We start from the raw sequence: 17958 nt of genomic DNA on the forward strand, positions 1-17958 counted from the left end.
GGTATCAGTCGTTGAACAGGGTATGGGAAAAACGGATCGGAAGATCTTCCTGGTGGCCGCTGGGGCGCGCCGTGACGTTGAACGTCATCAGATCTCCGGATTGATACTGGTACTGGGCAATGAAGTACACGGCATCACCTTCCTGAATGCGCCGGAACGCCAGAAAGTTCACCTGCTGGATATCGTTGGAGACCTGGCCTTCCACCTGCCCACTGACGGGCTGGATCTGGCCGTGCTCGTCTTCGGTCATGATCGAGATGTTAACGATGCCGATGCCCCGGCTGCGTTGCAGATTGTTGGCCTGTGCCACTTCCGGCGCCAGGAAGGTGCTGGGGAGCACGCTCCAGTGCACCTGATATTCTCCGAAATCCTTTTGTCCGGCCTGGCTGGTGATCGATACCAGCATGAGCCCGAATGCCAGAAACAGTGTCTTGCTTGCAGTCAGAAGGTTCATCATGTGCTCTCCCGTGTGATGCGGTATATGGCGATTTCCCCCAACAGATTGGGCCAGAGCCGCGCCAGCCAGCTGTTCTGATGCTGCCCGTCCACTACCCGGCGGCTTTTGATCTTGATGCCTTTCTGCCGGCACAGCGCTTCAAAATCCTTGAAAGTGCAAAGGCGGATATTGGGGGTGTTATACCATTTATACGGCAGTGCATCGGATTCGGGCATTCGGCCGCTCAGCGCCAGGCCCCAACGCAGTCGCCAGTGGGCAAAGTTGGGGAAGGTGACGATGCCTTCGCGACCCACCCTCAGCATTTCATCAATGACCTTGTCCGGGCGGCGTACCGCCTGCAGGGCCTGGGTCATCAGGACAATATCGAACATGCCATCATCGAAGTTGTCGAGGCCCTGGGTATCCAGGTTCTGCTCGATCACCCGTACGCCGCGGCCCATACAGGTGGTGATGTGGTCCGGGTTGATCTCAAGGCCAAATCCGGTGGCATTGCGCTCCCGTTGCAGGAAATCCAGCAGGGTGCCGTCGCCGCAACCCAGGTCCAGAATGTGGTGGCCCGGGCGCACCCACTGTTGAATAATTTCAAGATCTGCTCTCATGCGCCGACCTCCCGTGCTACCCGGTCCATATACGCAGTAAAGATGTCGGTGTATCTGGGGGTTGGGATCAGGAAGGCATCATGGCCCCAGGGTGCATCAATTTCGGCATAGCTTACGCGCTTTCTGGCGGAAATCATGGCATTGACCATTTCCTCGGAGCGCGCCGGCGAGAATCGCCAGTCGGTGCTGAAGGACAGTACCAGGTATTCACATTGTGCCGGTGCCAGGGCCTTGGACAGATCGCCGCCGAAGTCGTAGGCGGGGTCAAAGTAGTCCAGTGCCCGGGTCATCAACAGATAGGTGTTGGCGTCGAAGGTTTCGGAAAAGCGCTCGCCCTGGTAACGCAGGTAGCTTTCCACCTGGAACTCGGCGTCGAAACCGAACTTGTAGGCTTCCTCACGCAGTTCACGGCCAAATTTTTCGCCCATGGAGGCGTCTGAAAGATAGGTGATGTGGCCAACCATCCGGGCCAGCATCAGGCCGCGCTTCGGCACCAGATTCTCGTCGTAATAGCGGCCTTCGAAAAATTCCCGGTCCGAAGTGATGGCTTGCCGTGCGACTTCGTTGAAGGCGATGTTCTGTGCGGTCAGACGTGGAGTCGAGGCGATGACCACGGAATGCCTTAGCCGGTCCGGGTAGTCCAGGCTCCACTGCAGGGCCTGCATGCCTCCGAGGGAGCCGCCAACCACAGCGGCCCATTGCTGAATGCCCAGATGATCCGCCAGTCGGGCCTGGCTGGCGACCCAGTCAGCCACGGTAACGACCGGGAAATCCGGACCATAGGGTTTCCCGGTTTCCGGGTTGTTCGAGTTGGGGCCGGTGCTGCCGTGGCAGCCACCGAGATTGTTCAGGCTGACCACGAAAAACCGATTGGTATCAATGGGCTTGCCGGGGCCGATACAGCTGTCCCACCAGCCCGGCTTGCGGTCGTCCAGCGAGTGGTAGCCAGCGGCATGGTGATGGCCGCTGAGTGCGTGGCAGATCAGTACCGCATTGCTGGCATCGGCGTTGAGTTTGCCATAGGTTTCCACCACCAGATCGTAGCTTTCCAGCGACTGGCCGCAGGCCAGCTCCAACGGCTTGTCGAAGTGGATGGTCTTCGGGCTTACAAGGCCCACGGAATCCGAGGGCAGGGAATCAGGCATGGGTGTGATGAGTTCCTGGTTCGGTCCACTGGTGTCTGGCCACAGGCCTTGGTTGGCACCGGAACTGGCGCCAGCACTGCAGTTTAAAGGCGGGGGGAGGTTGCTGCAACCGGCGTTTAGGGTGCCTGTCTGGCGAGTCGCACCAAAGTAGTGCGGCTCGCCAGTGCCTGGTTACATGGCGCCGGAAATATTGACGACTTTTTGCTGGATCATCGTGGGCGCCGGCTTGCGAATCTGGCGCATCATGGCGTCGGCCAGTTCCAGCTGCTTGCGAAGGTCTGCCGTGGCATGATCCAGACGCTGGCGTTCGGCCCGGCTGTCCCGATCGGTGCGAACCATGTCGCGCAGGCGGCGGATCTGGTGCTCAAGCAGCTGTTTCTGTTCCATGGAGAACTGCATGATTGGCAGCAGGGCTTCGTGTGGCCAGCGCTCTACATCTTTGCGCACCCGGCCATGCAGCGTACGGGCCTCGCTCACCATCACATTGAAGAAGCGGCGGACCACCGTTGACTGTTCCGACAGCAGATTCTTCGGGTTATTGCGGAACCGTCGGGCTTTCTTGCGCAATTCACGAATGGCAATCACATGCCGGCCGGCCCGTAGCGGAATGGGCTCCAGGTGCCGGGCGCGGGTGTCTTCGTTGTATCTGCGATAGATGGCGCCTACCATTTTCTCCGCGAGCCGCCCTTCGCTCAGCAGGTTAGTGAGGTCGCTCTCCAGGAGTTCGAAAAAGTGTTCCATGGCCCGGTTCATGCCGGCCGTGGTCCAGCTTTTCGACATCATTTTCCGTACCTGGCTGGCGTGCTGCTCAAAGCGATCTTCGCTGACCAGCTTGGTGAGCATGTCACCCTGGGATTCCATCAGTCGACGCGATGAACGCAGAGTGATCAGCTTCTTGTAGTAGAAGTCATAATCCTTCTGGGCCCGTTCCGCGAGCCGGGACAGCGCGGCCTTGTCGAGGGTGGCGCCGGCGCAGGCCTGGCGTTCTTCTTCCAGGGCATCCAGGCGGTACTGCATGGCCGCCTGGCTGTTCTGTAGCATTCCCAGCAAGTCGTTGATCAGGTTCTGGGTAATCAGCTGCTCCTTATGCATCAGGATGCGCTGAATGATCAGCTGCTCCAGCCTACCGATGTTGGAGCGGTCGAACAGGTTGTTGTCTTTGCGAACCCGTGCCAGCAATCCCTGTTTTGCAGAGAGAGGAATAACGTCCTGCTGGCGGATGCCCAGATGGTCCGCGGTGTAGTTGCGAACACGGTCAATGGATTCCTGGGTGTGCTTCTCGCCCTGAAGGTCGTCCCATAGAACGTCGATCTTGTTGAGAACTGCAAACCGGCCGGCCCGGTGGTCGGCGTGCTCGGTATCGATATGCTCTTTCCAGATAGTCATGTCACTGGCTGTGACGCCAGTATCCGCGCTGAGCACAAAGATAACGGCATGGGCCCGGGGCAGCATGCTGATGGTCAGTTCGGGTTCCGAGCCAAGGGCGTTCAGGCCCGGAGTATCAAGAATGCGCAGGCCGCGCTCGAACAGGGGGTGGCGAATGCTGATCTGGGCATTACGCCAGGCCGGTACCAGCACATTACCGGGATTATTGCGATCGTGTTCCAGCATGGCCTCGTCGAAGCCCAGCTCCCGGGCCTCTTCCGGGCTCACGCTCTTGATCCGGGCAACTTCCGCCAGCACTTCGCGCATGACGTCCGGATTGCGCTCGTCGAGCTCATGCCGAATCCACTGTTCCGGCTTCTTGCGCAGCTGCTGCAGAGACAGCTCACCCGTGCGGGTTTCGATCGGGAGCAGAAGCAGATAGTTCTGGTTGGCGCTGCGATCAAAAAACAGCTCGGTCGGACACATGGTGGTGCGCCCGGCCTGGGATGGCAGCATGCGCTGGCCGTATTCCGAGAAAAACAGGGCGTTGATCAGCTCCGTCTTGCCACGGGAGTATTCACCAACAAAAGCAATGGTCAGCTCATCTTCAATGAGCAGCTCCAGCCCGTGACGAATACGGGTGCTGACGTCTTCTGAAAACAGGTTGTTATCCTGCAGCCACAGCCGATAGCGGCCAATCTGCCGGATCAGTTCCTTTTTCCAGTTGTGATACGCCTCAACCTGCTGCGACAGAGTTCCCTGCGGGTTCATCGGATAATCCTTCTGCGCGACTTCCGGGTATGTCCTGGGTGAGTCGGTGATGGTGAACACGTGTCGCCAATCGCTCGCCCAGATTAAATGCGTTTAATAATAACCTGTTTTGTTAATGTTTGAGGGTGCGCGAGTCGGCATTTCCGGGAAAGGGCCTGAGTTTGCTATCAAAAAGGCCAGCAATTCAGTGGGTTGAATTGCTGGCCATCGATAGTAACAAATCAGTGTATTGTGTAACGAAATGTATATTCGAGACGCGTGTTACATTCCGAGCCCGATTGAGCCCAGTCCGGCCGCCACTTTCATGTGATCAATGACCACGGTAATCACGTTCAGAATCAGGAACACGATGATTGGCGAAAGATCCAGACCGCCCATGGAGGGCATGATATTACGCACGGGTCGCATCACCGGTTCGGTGATCTGGGCCACCAGTTGAATGGCAGGGTGGCCACTCTGGGGGGCGATCCAGCTGACCACTACCACGGCAATGACCGACCAGAAGTAGATCTTCACGATCAGGCTGAGCACGTTCAGTACGGCCCAAACCAGCAGAGTAACCGGATTGATGGCGGGAATGCCGCCGTTCAGTGCGACCAGAATGAGGAAGAAGGTAATGGCCTGGATTAAAACCGCCAATACCAGGGATGCGCCGTCAATGCCGCCCCAGCCCGGAATGAAACGCCGCAGGGGACGCAGTGGCGGGTTGGTGGCCTTGACTACAAATTGTGAAATGGGATTGTAGAAATCCGCCCGCGCCAGCTGCAACAGAAACCGCAGCAAAACGATGGTCATATAGAAAGTGGACGCAATCAGCAGGATCGTAATAACAATATCTGCCAGCATGAAGCTGAGTCTCCGTTATCGGTTACTGTTTATCGGCCAGTTCTCTGGACATCTCGCGTGAGCGCTCGAAGGCAGCGCTGTAGGCTTTTTTCACCAGATCGCGCAGGCCGCCTTCCTCGAAGGTGTTGATGGCGCGTTCAGTGGTGCCGCCAGGGGACATCACGTTGCGTTTGAGCTGGCCGGGGTCATCCTCGCTGCGCGCGGCCATCTCGGCGGCCCCGGCCATGGTCTGAATGGCGAGGGCGCGAGCCGTTTCGGACTCAATGCCGGCTTCGGTTGCGGCGGACTCAAGTGCTTCCAGCATCAGGAAGAAATAAGCGGGGCCGCTGCCGGAAAGGGCGGTGACACTGTGCAGAAGGTTTTCGTCGTCAACCCACAGTGCCGAGCCGATGCTCTCGAACACTTTCTGTACCGCATTTCTTTGATCGTCTTTCACCTGGCTGTTGGCGAACAGACCGGCGGCACCTTTGCCCACCAGAGACGGAGTGTTGGGCATCACCCGAACCAGTGGCAGCCCGCCACCAAGCCAGGTATCTAGTGTGCCGGCGGTCAGCCCGGCCGCAATGGAAACCATCAGCGGGCGGGTGTTCTGAACTACCGGGGCAATGTCCCGGCAGACGTCGCCCATCACCTGGGGTTTGACCGCGAGCACCACAATGTCCGCCTGTTGGGCGCAATAGCGGTTGTCGGTTGTGACGCTGACGCCGAAACGTTTGCGAATTGACTGAAGATGGCCGTCATCCGGGGCGCTCACCCAGATGTCGCCGGCCTGAAATCCGCTATCCAGCATACCGCCGATGATGGCGCTGGCCATGTTGCCGGCGCCGATGAAAGAGATGGTGGGTGATCTGCTCAAGGTTCACTCCCGGTCTTGATCGTTTGAATCGTTGGTTCGGATGATAGCAGGAACCGCAGCGTTCAGCTCTGGCTGTGTTTGGCCGGGCGGGCGCCGAACAGGGCCGTACCGACACGAACCCAGGTGGCACCTTCGGCAATAGCCATTTCCAGATCATCTGACATGCCCATGGAGAGGGTGTCCAGTGGGCCGGCTTCAGGATGGTCCTGCCGCAGCTTTGTCAGGGTGGAGGCCAGCTTCCGGAAACTCAGCCGCAACTCGGCCTCGGGTTGGTCCGGGTCCGGAATCGCCATTAATCCCCTCAGGCGCAGATTGGGCAGTTCGCCAATGGCCTCGAGCAGCTCATCAAGCTCGTCCAGCGTGCAGCCGGACTTGCTGTCCTCATTGTTGATGTTCACCTGCAGACAGATATTGAGCGGCGGCAGGGTCTCTGGTCGTTGTTCGCTGAGCCTGCGAGCGATCTTCAATCGGTCCACACTGTGAACCCAGGCAAAGGCTTCGGCAATCTGGCGGGTTTTGTTGGACTGGATCGGCCCAATGAAATGCCACTCTATACCCTCTATGTCGGAGAGCGCCTGCATTTTGTCCAGGGCTTCCTGCAGGTAGTTCTCGCCAAAGGCGATCTGGCCGGCTTCGAAAGCGGCCTTCAGATCCTCCGCCGGTCGGGTCTTGCTCACCGCGAGAAGGCGCACGCTGCCGGGCTCCCGTCCTGCCTGCAATGTTGCTTTTTGTATGCGTCGGGTTACGCTCCCGATGTTGTCTGCTATGCTGCTCATAATGTGAGTTTGCCGCTTCTGGACTAAAAGAAAAAGCCCTCCGAGGAATCCTATGGATATTACTGAACTGCTTGCCTTTTCGGCCAAACAGGGTGCGTCGGATTTGCACCTGTCTGCCGGTTTGCCCCCAATGATTCGTGTCGACGGCGATGTGCGCCGGATCAACCTGCCCCCCATGGAGCACAAAGAAGTGCACGGGTTGATCTACGACATCATGAACGACAAGCAGCGTAAGGACTACGAAGAGTTCCTGGAAACCGACTTCTCGTTCGAAGTCCCCGGCGTGGCCCGCTTCCGGGTTAACGCCTTTAACCAGAACCGCGGTGCTGGCGCGGTATTCCGTACGATCCCCTCGAAGGTTCTGACCATGGAAGATCTGGGCATGGGCCAGGTTTTCAAGGATATTTCTTCTGTGCCTCGTGGTCTGGTACTGGTAACCGGGCCTACCGGTTCCGGTAAGTCCACCACCCTGGCGGCGATGATGGATTACATCAACGATACCCGCTACGAGCACATCCTCACCATTGAGGATCCGATCGAATTCGTGCACGAATCCAAAAAGTGTCTGGTGAACCAGCGGGAAGTGCATCGGGATACCCTGGGTTTTAACGAAGCCTTGCGTTCGGCCCTGCGGGAAGACCCGGACATCATTCTGGTAGGTGAGCTCCGGGACCTGGAAACCATTCGTCTGGCACTGACCGCTGCTGAAACCGGCCACCTGGTATTCGGCACCCTGCACACCACCTCCGCCGCGAAAACCATCGACCGGGTAGTGGATGTATTTCCTGCGGAAGAAAAGTCCATGGTTCGCTCCATGCTGTCGGAATCACTGCAAGCGGTTATCTCCCAGACTCTGATGAAGAAAATGGGGGGTGGCCGTATTGCCGCCCATGAAATCATGATCGGCACCGCCGCCATCCGGAACCTGATCCGGGAAGACAAGATCGCCCAGATGTACTCGGCCATTCAGACCGGTGGTTCCCTGGGTATGCAGACGCTGGACCAGTGCCTGGAGCGCCTGTTGCAGAAAGGTCTGATCTCCCGCGAGGCTGCTCGGGCCAAGGCGAAGATGCCGGATAACTTCTGATACTGAAAACTGGGTAGAAAAATGGAATTCGAGAAACTGTTACGGCTCATGGTAGAAAAGGGTGGTTCAGACCTGTTTATCACAGCAGGGGTGCCTCCCAGCATGAAGGTGAACGGTAAGGTGTTGCCCGTTACCAAGAGGGCCCTGACGCCAGAACAGACGCGGGAGTTTGTCTACGGCGCCATGAATGACAAACAGCGCGCCGAGTTAGAAGAAACCCACGAATGCAACTTTGCCATCAGTGCCCGGGGCATTGGCCGCTTCCGGGTGTCGGCCTTCTTCCAGCGCAACCTTTGCGGCATGGTGCTTCGCCGGATTGAGGTGAAAATCCCCCAGATTGACGATCTGTCGCTGCCGGAGATCATCAAGGATCTGGCCATGACCAAGCGTGGCCTGATCATGTTTGTGGGTGCAACCGGTACCGGTAAGTCCACCTCGCTGGCGGCCATGCTTGGCCATCGCAACCGTAACAGTCGCGGCCATATCATCTCCATCGAAGACCCGATCGAATTCGTGCATCAACACCAGGGCTGTATCGTGACCCAGCGGGAAGTGGGTATTGATACCGAAAGCTTTGAGGTGGCTCTGAAGAACACTCTGCGGCAGGCGCCGGATGTCATTCTGATTGGTGAGGTGCGGACACGCCAGACCATGGAATACTCGGTTCAGTTCGCCGAAACCGGCCACCTGTGTCTGGCCACCCTGCACGCCAACAACGCCAACCAGGCGCTGGACCGGATTATCCAGTTCTTTCCGCCGGAGCAGCACAACCAGATCTGGATGGATCTGTCTCTGAACCTGAAGGCCATCGTCGCCCAGCAACTGGTTCCCACGCCGGACGGCAAGGGGCGTAAGGCGGTTATCGAGGTATTGATCAACACCCCGCTGGTGGCAGACCTGATCCGCAAGGGCGAAGTGCACAAACTCAAAGAGCTGATGGCAAAATCGAACGAGTCTGGCATGCAGACCTTCGATCAGGCTCTGTACAAGCTGTATGCCGAGGGCTCCATCACCTACGAAGATGCCCTCGCGCACGCAGATTCCGCCAACGATCTGCGCCTGATGATCAAGCTGGGTGCTGACGCCCAGGGTGCAGACAAGCTGTCTTCCTCCGTCGACAAACTCACCATTCAGGACGACTGACGTCCTCGTCTTCCGCCCCCGTTCACCGGGGGCGGCATCTAATACCAAAGTTGTAATTGGTTAGCGGCGCGAACCAGTAGCTTTGGCATTTGAGGCAGTTGCCATGTGCTGCGTATACTCCGCGCGATTCTAAAAAAGGAGACACCATGCACAAAAATACCAACGCACTCGTAAAAGCGATCCGTTTGGCGACGCTGGCAGTCATAGCAGCACCAGCCAGTGTTCTGGCCGGCGGTTTTTCCCTGAACGAGCAGAGCGCCAGCCAGATGGGCGTGGCCAATGCCGGCGCTGCCGCCAACCCCGAGAACGCCACCACGGTTCTGTTCAACCCGGCCGGTATGAGCCAGCTTTCCGGCACCAATATTTCGTTTGGTGCGGCGGTGTTGGATATTGATGCTGAGGCGAAAAGTGGTGCGAAAGCGGTTAACCAGCTCGGCGGTGACGTAGAGGGATCCCGCGGTGGTGATATTGCTGATCCTGCGGTTCTGCCGAATTTCTATCTGACCCACGAAATCAATGACTCTATTGATGTTGGTTTTGGTATTCATGCTCCTTACGGCCTTGCCGCTGATTATGAAAACGACTTTGTTGGACGTTATTTTGCGGACAAGACAGAGCTGACGGCGATTGCCTTTACGCCGTCTATTGCCATTAATAACGGCAAGGGTCTGTCGATGGGCCTAGGTCTTAATATCATGTATGCCGAGGGCCGACTGACAAAGTACCAGGATTATTCAGGCATCTACGGTCGATGGCAGGCGGGTTATAGTCAGTTGGAGGCCGGTCTTCCTGTACCTCCCACTGCCGTAGGGGTTCCTGATCCATCCTCTATCGATGGTTTTGATCAAGGATATGCTGATATCGAGGGCGATGACGTCGCGATTAATTTTAGAATCGGCTTCTTGTATGAACTTTCAGACAGAACTCAGATTGGTTTGACAGCGCAGACTCCAACACGGTTTGATCTCGAGGGTGATGCTGAGGTCAGCAAAATTCCAGATACCGCTGTTGTGACGATTCCTGGCGTGGGAGAGCAGGTGTTTCCCACGGGGGAGCAAACCAATCAATCTGAGAAGGTAAAAGTTCCGCTGGAAATACCAGAAAGCATATCTGTGGGCATCCGGCACCAATTAGCTGACAGCATAACTTTGTTGGCCGGGGCCACATACGCGCGCTGGAGCCGTTTTGAAGAGCTGGACATCAACTCCCGCGAGGGAGCGACCGGAGATATCTCGTCAGCGACTGGTAGGACTGGCGACACGCCAATTACCCACATTACCGAGAAGTGGAAAAACACCTGGCAGTTTAATGTTGGTGGAATTTGGCAGGCTTCGCCTGCGTGGGCATTTAAGGCAGGCTATGCCTTTGATGAGTCGCCAGTCGACCAATATGTGACTGCACGCATTCCTTCTGAAGACCGTCATTGGCTCACCCTGGGTACTCAATGGAAGGACGTGCAAAGCGGCTGGACTGTTGATGTGGCTGTGGGCACGTTGATCTTTGCCGACGACGCCAAGGTTGATGAGTTCCAATACCTTCATGATGCGCCATCTACAGTTGATCCGAACTCCGGTGCCTCAAACTACCAAGCTGAATACGAACTCAGCGCCTGGAGCGCCGCATTCGAAGTCAGTAAAGCCTTCTGATTCTCGAATAGCCCTCTGCGGCTGATTCCTTCCGGAATCAGCCCACCACCTGCCCCCGGTAGATCACCTTTTTCTGCCGGGGGCAGTCGCTTCCGGACATTTCCGCCGTAGCCTTTCTGTTACCTTCTTCCGCGATAGGTTGTCCGCGGTACATCCGTGGCGCAATTTCCTCTTCGATATTGGAGGTATTCAGCTCCGGCACTCTCTGCTTAAGCGCTTCCCAGGTATGAACCAGATGCTTTGAACGGGTTTTACGGGCGTACTCGGCCAGGTGTTGCTCCAGGCCATCTTCGTTAAGGTGCAGTTTTACGCCGAATTCAGACTGGATAAGCCGGCGGCACTGATGCACGAGTTTCAGAAGACTGGGGTCGAACAGCCAGTTGCGTTCGCTGGTTGCGGAATTCATCGCTTGGACCTCGCATTGGTGTCACTGCATGGGGCGAAGGGCCCCGAGACATCGGAGGACAATGCAGAATTCGTGCCTCAGTGCCGATGGCCGTCTTTGCTGGTGTCTGCGAGGGTGTGAGCGGAGAGTCTGCCCTGTTTCTGTGCCCGGAAGCGGGATGTTGTTCAGAAACAGGGCGTTATCCGAAGTTGCGGGGCTTTTAGTGAGCCTGGTCCCAGTTGTCACCCACACCGGCTTCCACCAGCAGTGGCACATCCAGGCTGGCGGCGGCGGACATGCGCTTGACCAGGCCTTCTTTGACTTTCTCGACGGCTTCTTCGCGAACTTCGATGATCAGTTCGTCGTGTACCTGCATGGTCATGCAGGCATCGTCGGCGTGTTCGCTACGTAGCCAGTTGTCTACCTCGATCATGGCTCGCTTGATGATGTCGGCGGCCGTGCCCTGCATGGGCGCATTGATGGCGGTGCGCTCGGCGGCCTGCTGCAGCTGCTTGTTACGTGCGTTGATCTCCGGCAGGTACAGGCGGCGGCCGTAGAGCGTTTCCACGTAGCCGTCGTCATGGGCCTGTTTGCGGATGTTGTCCATGTATTTGAGTACGCCGGGGTAACGCTCGAAATACCGGTCGATGTATTCCTGGGCGGTTTTTCGGTCCACCTCCAGCTGGCGCGAAAGTCCGAATGCCGACATGCCGTAGATCAGCCCGAAGTTGATCGCCTTGGCACTCCGACGCTGGTCGCCGGTTACCTCATCCACTGTCACGCCGAAGACTTCGGCTGCGGTGGCCTTGTGAATGTCTTCGCCGTGTTCGAACGCGGTCAGTAGACCTCTATCGCCAGACAGGTGAGCCATGATGCGAAGCTCAATCTGGGAGTAGTCAGCGGCCAGCAACTTGTAGCCTTTCGGGGCAATAAATGCCTGGCGTATGCGTCGGCCTTCCCGGGTCCGAATCGGAATGTTCTGCAGGTTGGGTTCCGATGAAGACAAACGTCCTGTCGCTGTCACCGCCTGATGATAGGAAGTGTGCACTCGCCCGGTGCGGTGGTGGATAAGCTCGGGCAGGGTGTCAGTATAAGTGGACTTCAGCTTGCTTAAACTGCGGTGCTCGACAATCAGCCGGGGCAGTTCGTGCTCGTGGGCCAGCTCCTGCAGAACCGGCTCGGCCGTCGATGGCGCGCCCTTTGGTGTCTTCTTGATGACCCGCAGGCCAAGTTTGTCGTAAAGGATGGCCTGCAATTGTTTGGTGGAGCCCAGGTTGAAAGCTTCGCCGGCAACCTCGTGGGCTTCCTTCTCCAGTTCAGCCATGCGCTCTGCAAGTTCCTGGCTGTGCTGGCGTAGCGTGCTGGCACTGATCAGGGTGCCCCGCTGTTCCATCCGGGACAGCACCGGCACCAGCGGCAGGTCGATTTCCCGGTAGACGGATTCCAGCTTGCCGGTGTCTTTCAGCCTCGGGGCGAGAGTCTGGTGCAGGCGCAGGGTGATGTCAGCGTCTTCGGCGGCATAGGGCCCCGCGCTTTCCAGATCGATTTGGTTGAACGTCAGTTGCTTGGCGCCTTTGCCCGCAATCGATTCGTAGGTGATGGTTTCTTCATCAAGATAGGTTCGGGCCAGGCTGTCCATGTCGTGGCGGGTGCCGACCGAATTCAGTACGTAGGACTCCACCATGGTGTCCTCGGCGATGCCCTCCAGCTGTATATCATGGTTGGCCAGCACGTTTTTGTCGTACTTGAGGTTCTGCCCGACCTTTTTGTGTTTCGGGTCTTCAAGCAACGGCTTCAGCTGTTCCAGCACAGAGTCGCGGTCCAGTTGCTCCGGCGCGCCCATATAATCATGGCCCAGTGGCACGTAAGCGGCCTTTCCCGGCTCAACAGCAAACGAAACGCCGACAATTTCGGCATCCATGTAGCGGAGGCTGGTGGTTTCGGTGTCGAAGGCGAACAGATCGGAATCTTTGAGTTTCTTCAGCCACTGGTCCAGGTCCGCCTGCTCGGTAATGACCTGATACTGCTTTTCCACCGAAGGTTTCGGCTGTGGTTGGCTGCTCTGGGAGCCGTCGTCTGATGAGGAGCCGTTTTCCAGTTCCGCGATCCAGGTGCGGAATTCGTACTCTTTGAAGAGCTCCAACAGACTGGCGTCGTCCTGCTGGCGTTCCTGAAGATCCTCCAGCCCGAATTCGAGTTCCACATCGGTCCGGATGGTGGCCAGCTCCCGGCTCAGGGGCAGGGTGTCGGTTGCTTCCCTCAGGTATTCGCCGATTTTGCCTTTGATCTCGTCGGCATGCTCAATGAGGTTGTCGAGGTTGTCGTAGCTCTGCAGCCATTTCACGGCGGTTTTCGGGCCGCATTTGTTTACACCGGGAATGTTGTCGACTTTGTCACCCACCAGGGCCAGGTAATCGATGATCTGCTCCGGGGTAACACCAAACTTTTCAACGACCCCGTCCCGGTCCATGGCGGTTTCGGTCATGGTGTTGATAAGGGTAACGTGGTCACTGACCAGTTGGGCCATGTCCTTGTCGCCGGTAGACACGACCACATCGATGCCCTTGCTGGTGGCTTCATGGGCCAGGGTGCCGATGACATCGTCGGCCTCGACGCCGGGCACGATCAACAGTGGTAAGCCCATCGCCCTGACAATCTCGTGAATGGGTTCAATTTGTACCGCCAGATCATCCGGCATGGGGGGGCGATTGGCTTTGTATTCCTCATACATGTCGTGCCGGAAAGTCTTACCCTTGGCATCAAATACCACCACGGTTTTTGAGCCCGGAAAGTCCTGTTCAATCCGCCGCAACATGCTGATTACGCCTTTGATGGCGCCAGTCGGGTGATTCTTGCTGGTGGTCAGTGGCGGCAGGGCATGGTAGGCACGGAACAGGTAAGACGATCCGTCCACCAGAACCACGGGAGGGTTGGTTTGTTCAGTCATATCAAAACAGGTCCGGATTCTGATTGAAGCGTGGATTGGCTTGTGCAACTCTAGCCAGAAAGATGAACCAAAGGGTACCACGAAAATGAAACGAATCGCCTGTTCCGCCCTGCTGTGGGGCTGCTTCTCTGCGCCGTTGCTGGCCCAGGATGAAGGGGCTCTGAATGCCACCCCGGTGGTTACCCCTCAGGAACCTGTGGTTATTTCCGATTACCAGCCGCCGGAGGGTGGTGCGGAGATTGTTATTCGCCCCGGCGAGAAAGAAGTGTTTTATGAGTATCGGGTGAATGGCCAGCTGATGGAGATCAAAGTGGTGCCTGAAATTGGCCCGGAATACTACCTGGTGCCGGCCGACGGCGGTGGCTGGGTTCAGGATACCGAGTCCGACCTGCTCGTGCCCAGCTGGGTGATCTTCCGCTGGTAACCCGTCCTTCCGGTCAGATCAGGTTGACCTCAACCGGGTCTGATCGCCTGCTTTCCAGGCCATCCACATCAATGGTTGTGATTGAGAACTCGTAGGCGCCGGGCTGCATCTCCGACAGGGTGTATCGGGTTTTGCTGCCATCGTTCAGCGGAATGACGCTGAAGCTCTCCTGATGTTTCAGTCGGTAATAGATGCGGTAACCGGCAATCTGACCAGGTGTCAGTGCTGAGCCATCTTCACGGGTGAGCGGTGGGTTCCATACCAGGGTTTTCGGGATGTCGGCGCCAGGTGGCTGTGGCGTTTCCTGATCGTCCGGCTGGCTTTGGCCGAGCGTGGCAAGCAGGTCGCCCTGCGCCTGTTTCAGGCGGCTGTCTGCCATCTCCGAAGCGCGTTTTGAATCCAGTTTACTGGCTCGCGTGTCTTCCTGGCAGCCGGCCAGAACTATGGCAAACAGGCAAAGGAGTGTGGCCGCGGTTCGTGACAGCGGACTGGGATAAAGCGTTCTCTTCATAACTACTCGCATACGGGGCGCTGCAGGTGCACCCTCTGGTGTTCGTTCGTATGGAGCCTGAATACAACCGGGAGACGGGCTTCGTTAAAACAGTGTGCGATTATGCCAGCGAGTATTCTGTGATCAAGTGAATAATCGGTAAAAACCCCTATCCGTGTTTAGTATGAACATTCTAATTTTTAGCCGTACTTTGGTAGGTGAAAGTTACCAAAGGCTCTGCAAAACGCGGTGCCGAAACGACTCGGAAAACAGGGAGAACCACCATGGGTAAACTGAAATCCTACCAGGAACAGCTGCAAGACATCGTTGAGAAAGGCATCAACGCGGCTGAAGAGCAGCAGAAGAAGCTGGCGTCCAAGCCGTTTGATTATGCAGAAAAGCTGGAAGCGGAAGCGCGTGAGTACAGCGTAAAGACCCTGCGCAAGCGTTACAACGGCTACTCCGAGAACCTGTTCGAGCAGCTGCGTTCGCTGAACTTCCGCTTTGGCAACTTCGCCGCTGAGCTGGTTGCGAAGCTGGAAAAAGAAGCTGCCGAAGGTGCGGACGCTGTTTCAGAGGCAGCCGACGATGTTTCAGAGGCCGCTCAGGATGCCAAGAAGTCCGTAACGGCCAAGAAGCCGGCTACGCGCAAGACCACTGCTCGCAAGCCTGCGGCCAAGAAAACCACTGCCGCCACTGCTTGATTCGACGAGTTGGTGAGTCATACGCAAAGGGCGCTCGGTTGAGCGCCCTTTGTCATTAGTGGAGCTTAGTTTTCTTCCGGCTCCAGGGGGAGTGTTCGTGTCTCCCCGGTGATTTCTTCCAGACGCTTGATGTCTTCTTCGTAGGCCCTTTTCATTTCGCCGATATCCTGCCGCTGAGCGGAAATCTCCCGCTCGATATCTCGAATCTGGGCTTCGAGCCTGCGGATTTTTTCCAGCGTCGTTTCCGGGATGTCCCGGCCGGCGCGCTCCATATCCGCCGCGCGGCTCTGCTCGCTGTCGAGCTGGCTGGAAATTACTGAAATGTTCCCGCGCTTCAGCTGGATAATGCCCTCCAGTTCGCGGATCTTGCGATGCATGGCGCGCACAGCCTGATCCGGATGGCTGAAGCGTTTCAGGAGCAGACGATCCTGCTCCTGCTGGAGTTCCAGTTGCTTCTGGCGCTCTTTCTCGGCTTCCCGGGCGGCGATTTCTTCCGCGGTGGGGGCGGGGGCAACGGTTTCGACCACCCGGCCGTTGTTGCTCAGGATATCGTAACCACGTTTGGTCGCTTCCTGGGGAATGGTGTTGCTGATAACCAGCCGTCCGTTTTCATCCGTGTAACGGTACATGGTTGCCTGGGCGCCGGCCGCAAACAGCAGTCCGAAGGCCGCAACGCCGGCAACAACAGGAGAAACGGTCAGATGGTGACGCATTCATCAGACTCCGTAGCGGTCCCGGTAGCTGGCCACGTTCTCCGCATGGCCGGCAAATTCCGGATTGGACTTCAGGTAGTCCAGTACCTGTTCAAGACGAATGATGCTGACAACGGGGATGCCGAACTCTTTCTCGACTTCCTGGATGGCGGACAGTTCACCGTTGCCCTTTTCCTGTCGGTCCAGGGCAATCAGCACGCCCGCCGGTTCGGCTCCGGCGGCCCGGATGATGTCGATAGATTCCCGGATGGCCGTGCCTGCGGTAATCACGTCGTCAACAATCAGTACCTTACCTTGTAGTGGGGCGCCAACAATATTGCCACCCTCACCATGATCTTTCTTTTCTTTGCGGTTAAAGGCAAAAGGTTTGCTGTTACCGTCTGTTGCAAGTGCCATGGCAGTTACCGTGGCCAACGGAATGCCCTTATAGGCAGGCCCGAAAATGATGTCATAATCCAGCCCGCTGCGTGCTATCGCAGCGGCATAGGCCTTGCTTAACTCAAGCAGGTCGTTTCCGGTGTTGAACAGTCCGGCATTGAAGAAGTAGGGGCTGGTGCGCCCGGATTTGAGTGTGAATTCTCCAAAACGCAGCACATTCCGCTGGATGGCAAACTCAATGAATTTTTGCTGATAGTCATGCATGGCAAGGCTTCTGGCGGGGTTTGATCTTTAATTAAAGCGTAAAAACGGTATCATACACACAAACCGAATCAGGGAACACGTATGCGGGTAGTATCAATCAGCGTCAATGGTCTTGAGCAGGCTGTTGAAAAGGGTTTTTTTGACTGGCTTGCCGAACAGGACGCTGATGTGGTCTGTGTGCAGGACCACCGCATGCGCGCCTACGAAATTGAAGACAGGAACCTGGTTCCGGAAGGCTACGAGGCCTACTTCATTGATGGTGAACTGAACGAACATGGTGGTGTAGGCATCTACACCCGTCATTTTCCGAAGGCCATCATGTATGGCTTTGCCAATGAACAGTCAGACCGGGAAGGCCGCTTTATCCAGGCCGACTTCGACAAGGTTTCCGTTGCCTGCGTGCTCGCGCCCTGCGCCCTGGGCCGCGAAGAAGAGCTGACTGGTGAAGACGATCTGACGGTTCTCGATCACAAAGACGAGTTCATGGAAGCCTTTGGCGTGCACATGCAGAAAACCCTGCGCAAGCGTCGTCAGTTTATCTTCTGTGCCAACCTGCAGACGGCTCACCATGTAACGGATGCCAGCCCGCTCTACCACAAGACGGATTTTTCCGGCTTCCTGCCCCATGAGCGTGCGTGGCTGGATCGTTTGTTCGATGAGATGGGCTGTATTGATGCATTCCGTGAGATCAACAAGCAGAGCAACCAGTTTACCTGGTGGCCGGAGCAGACCGAGGGTTCCCGCAAGAAGGCCGGTATCCGGGTGGATTACCATTTGCTGACGCCGGGGATTCGCAAGACCATTCGCGATGGCTGGATTGATGACGGTACGCGGTTCTCTGACCACGCGCCGGTGATCATGGATTACGATATCGAAATCGGTTTTTAAGCCGTTCCTTAATCCGGGGGAGGGCGCCGTTGTGGCAAGCCTTCCCCAGAACCGCTACGAGCACATCCCTGTGC

The 17958-nt window shown here is 57.0% G+C and carries 18 protein-coding genes; 6 read left to right on the forward strand and 12 right to left on the reverse strand.

Annotated features, from left to right (window positions below; genetic code table 11):
• Nucleotides 1-4: 4 nt before the first annotated feature.
• From Q669_RS10275 to Q669_RS10305, 7 genes are all read right to left on the reverse strand, one after another.
• Nucleotides 5-457, reverse strand: a complete 453-nt coding sequence (locus tag Q669_RS10275) for a DUF4426 domain-containing protein (protein ID WP_011784075.1) — start codon at nt 455-457, stop codon at nt 5-7.
• Nucleotides 454-1056, reverse strand: a complete 603-nt coding sequence (gene metW / locus Q669_RS10280) for a methionine biosynthesis protein MetW (RefSeq protein ID WP_011784076.1) — start codon at nt 1054-1056, stop codon at nt 454-456. The genes Q669_RS10275 and metW overlap by 4 nt, the downstream gene beginning before the upstream one ends.
• Nucleotides 1053-2201 carry a homoserine O-succinyltransferase MetX gene (metX, locus tag Q669_RS10285; RefSeq protein ID WP_011784077.1) on the reverse strand — a complete coding sequence of 383 codons (1149 nt, stop codon included), beginning with the start codon at nt 2199-2201 and terminating at the stop codon, nt 1053-1055. Before metX ends, metW begins: the two co-directional genes overlap by 4 nt.
• A 171-nt stretch (nt 2202-2372) precedes the next feature.
• Nucleotides 2373-4337: a dynamin family protein gene (locus Q669_RS10290; protein WP_022992152.1), complete on the reverse strand. Its 1965-nt coding sequence runs from the start codon at nt 4335-4337 to the stop codon at nt 2373-2375.
• Nucleotides 4338-4598: 261 nt separating this feature from the next.
• Nucleotides 4599-5183 carry a YggT family protein gene (locus Q669_RS10295; protein WP_011784079.1) on the reverse strand — a complete coding sequence of 195 codons (585 nt, stop codon included), beginning with the start codon at nt 5181-5183 and terminating at the stop codon, nt 4599-4601.
• A 22-nt stretch (nt 5184-5205) separates the two neighbouring features.
• The gene (gene proC, locus Q669_RS10300) at nt 5206-6039 is read right to left on the reverse strand and encodes a pyrroline-5-carboxylate reductase (RefSeq protein ID WP_011784080.1); all 834 of its coding nucleotides are present in this window, start codon (nt 6037-6039) and stop codon (nt 5206-5208) included.
• Between the two features lie 62 nt (nt 6040-6101).
• Nucleotides 6102-6815 carry a YggS family pyridoxal phosphate-dependent enzyme gene (locus Q669_RS10305; protein WP_011784081.1) on the reverse strand — a complete coding sequence of 238 codons (714 nt, stop codon included), beginning with the start codon at nt 6813-6815 and terminating at the stop codon, nt 6102-6104.
• Nucleotides 6816-6867: 52 nt separating this feature from the next.
• Between Q669_RS10305 and Q669_RS10310 the strand changes: the two genes are divergently transcribed.
• From Q669_RS10310 to Q669_RS10320, 3 genes are all read left to right on the forward strand, one after another.
• On the forward strand, nt 6868-7902 hold the full coding sequence (locus tag Q669_RS10310; RefSeq protein WP_011784082.1) for a type IV pilus twitching motility protein PilT: 1035 nt from the start codon (nt 6868-6870) through the stop codon (nt 7900-7902).
• Between the two features lie 21 nt (nt 7903-7923).
• Nucleotides 7924-9045 carry a PilT/PilU family type 4a pilus ATPase gene (locus Q669_RS10315; RefSeq protein WP_022992154.1) on the forward strand — a complete coding sequence of 374 codons (1122 nt, stop codon included), beginning with the start codon at nt 7924-7926 and terminating at the stop codon, nt 9043-9045.
• A gap of 146 nt (nt 9046-9191) precedes the next feature.
• On the forward strand, nt 9192-10691 hold the full coding sequence (locus Q669_RS10320; protein WP_022992155.1) for an OmpP1/FadL family transporter: 1500 nt from the start codon (nt 9192-9194) through the stop codon (nt 10689-10691).
• 37 nt (nt 10692-10728) lie between these two features.
• On the opposite strand, the gene Q669_RS10325 is transcribed toward Q669_RS10320, so the two are convergent.
• Both Q669_RS10325 and polA read right to left on the reverse strand, forming a co-directional pair.
• Nucleotides 10729-11097, reverse strand: a complete 369-nt coding sequence (locus Q669_RS10325) for a hypothetical protein (RefSeq protein WP_022992156.1) — start codon at nt 11095-11097, stop codon at nt 10729-10731.
• A gap of 199 nt (nt 11098-11296) precedes the next feature.
• Nucleotides 11297-14023 (reverse strand): DNA polymerase I, encoded by a 2727-nt coding sequence (gene polA / locus Q669_RS10330; protein WP_022992157.1) that lies wholly within the window; start codon nt 14021-14023, stop codon nt 11297-11299.
• A gap of 85 nt (nt 14024-14108) precedes the next feature.
• Here polA and Q669_RS10335 point away from each other — a divergent pair, with 85 nt between their 5' ends.
• Nucleotides 14109-14447 (forward strand): DUF2782 domain-containing protein, encoded by a 339-nt coding sequence (locus Q669_RS10335; protein ID WP_022992158.1) that lies wholly within the window; start codon nt 14109-14111, stop codon nt 14445-14447.
• A 13-nt stretch (nt 14448-14460) separates the two neighbouring features.
• On the opposite strand, the gene Q669_RS10340 is transcribed toward Q669_RS10335, so the two are convergent.
• On the reverse strand, nt 14461-14958 hold the full coding sequence (locus Q669_RS10340; protein ID WP_022992159.1) for a fibronectin type III domain-containing protein: 498 nt from the start codon (nt 14956-14958) through the stop codon (nt 14461-14463).
• 263 nt (nt 14959-15221) lie between these two features.
• Between Q669_RS10340 and Q669_RS10345 the strand changes: the two genes are divergently transcribed.
• On the forward strand, nt 15222-15641 hold the full coding sequence (locus tag Q669_RS10345; protein WP_022992160.1) for a hypothetical protein: 420 nt from the start codon (nt 15222-15224) through the stop codon (nt 15639-15641).
• Between the two features lie 65 nt (nt 15642-15706).
• On the opposite strand, the gene Q669_RS10350 is transcribed toward Q669_RS10345, so the two are convergent.
• Together Q669_RS10350 and pyrE are read right to left on the reverse strand one after the other, a co-directional pair.
• Nucleotides 15707-16354 carry a DUF4124 domain-containing protein gene (locus Q669_RS10350; protein WP_022992161.1) on the reverse strand — a complete coding sequence of 216 codons (648 nt, stop codon included), beginning with the start codon at nt 16352-16354 and terminating at the stop codon, nt 15707-15709.
• 3 nt (nt 16355-16357) lie between these two features.
• Nucleotides 16358-16996: an orotate phosphoribosyltransferase gene (gene pyrE, locus Q669_RS10355; protein ID WP_011784091.1), complete on the reverse strand. Its 639-nt coding sequence runs from the start codon at nt 16994-16996 to the stop codon at nt 16358-16360.
• A gap of 81 nt (nt 16997-17077) precedes the next feature.
• On the opposite strand from pyrE, the gene Q669_RS10360 reads away from it, so the two are divergent.
• A complete protein-coding gene (locus Q669_RS10360; protein ID WP_022992162.1) occupies nt 17078-17884 on the forward strand; it encodes an exodeoxyribonuclease III in 807 nt (268 codons plus the stop codon).
• Nucleotides 17885-17958: the final 74 nt, after the last annotated feature.

The organism is Marinobacter sp. C1S70 (assembly GCF_000475355.1).
GTDB lineage: Bacteria > Pseudomonadota > Gammaproteobacteria > Pseudomonadales > Oleiphilaceae > Marinobacter > Marinobacter nauticus.

Coding starts and splice junctions, on each gene's coding strand:
- Q669_RS10275 (WP_011784075.1), bottom strand. CDS start 457: ATGATGAACCTTCTGACTGCAAGCAAGACACTGTTTCTGGCATTCGGG.
- metW (WP_011784076.1), bottom strand. CDS start 1,056: ATGAGAGCAGATCTTGAAATTATTCAACAGTGGGTGCGCCCGGGCCAC.
- metX (WP_011784077.1), bottom strand. CDS start 2,201: ATGCCTGATTCCCTGCCCTCGGATTCCGTGGGCCTTGTAAGCCCGAAG.
- Q669_RS10290 (WP_022992152.1), bottom strand. CDS start 4,337: ATGAACCCGCAGGGAACTCTGTCGCAGCAGGTTGAGGCGTATCACAAC.
- Q669_RS10295 (WP_011784079.1), bottom strand. CDS start 5,183: ATGCTGGCAGATATTGTTATTACGATCCTGCTGATTGCGTCCACTTTC.
- Q669_RS10305 (WP_011784081.1), bottom strand. CDS start 6,815: ATGAGCAGCATAGCAGACAACATCGGGAGCGTAACCCGACGCATACAA.
- Q669_RS10310 (WP_011784082.1), top strand. CDS start 6,868: ATGGATATTACTGAACTGCTTGCCTTTTCGGCCAAACAGGGTGCGTCG.
- Q669_RS10315 (WP_022992154.1), top strand. CDS start 7,924: ATGGAATTCGAGAAACTGTTACGGCTCATGGTAGAAAAGGGTGGTTCA.
- Q669_RS10320 (WP_022992155.1), top strand. CDS start 9,192: ATGCACAAAAATACCAACGCACTCGTAAAAGCGATCCGTTTGGCGACG.
- Q669_RS10325 (WP_022992156.1), bottom strand. CDS start 11,097: ATGAATTCCGCAACCAGCGAACGCAACTGGCTGTTCGACCCCAGTCTT.
- polA (WP_022992157.1), bottom strand. CDS start 14,023: ATGACTGAACAAACCAACCCTCCCGTGGTTCTGGTGGACGGATCGTCT.
- Q669_RS10335 (WP_022992158.1), top strand. CDS start 14,109: ATGAAACGAATCGCCTGTTCCGCCCTGCTGTGGGGCTGCTTCTCTGCG.
- Q669_RS10340 (WP_022992159.1), bottom strand. CDS start 14,958: ATGAAGAGAACGCTTTATCCCAGTCCGCTGTCACGAACCGCGGCCACA.
- Q669_RS10345 (WP_022992160.1), top strand. CDS start 15,222: ATGGGTAAACTGAAATCCTACCAGGAACAGCTGCAAGACATCGTTGAG.
- Q669_RS10350 (WP_022992161.1), bottom strand. CDS start 16,354: ATGCGTCACCATCTGACCGTTTCTCCTGTTGTTGCCGGCGTTGCGGCC.
- pyrE (WP_011784091.1), bottom strand. CDS start 16,996: ATGCATGACTATCAGCAAAAATTCATTGAGTTTGCCATCCAGCGGAAT.
- Q669_RS10360 (WP_022992162.1), top strand. CDS start 17,078: ATGCGGGTAGTATCAATCAGCGTCAATGGTCTTGAGCAGGCTGTTGAA.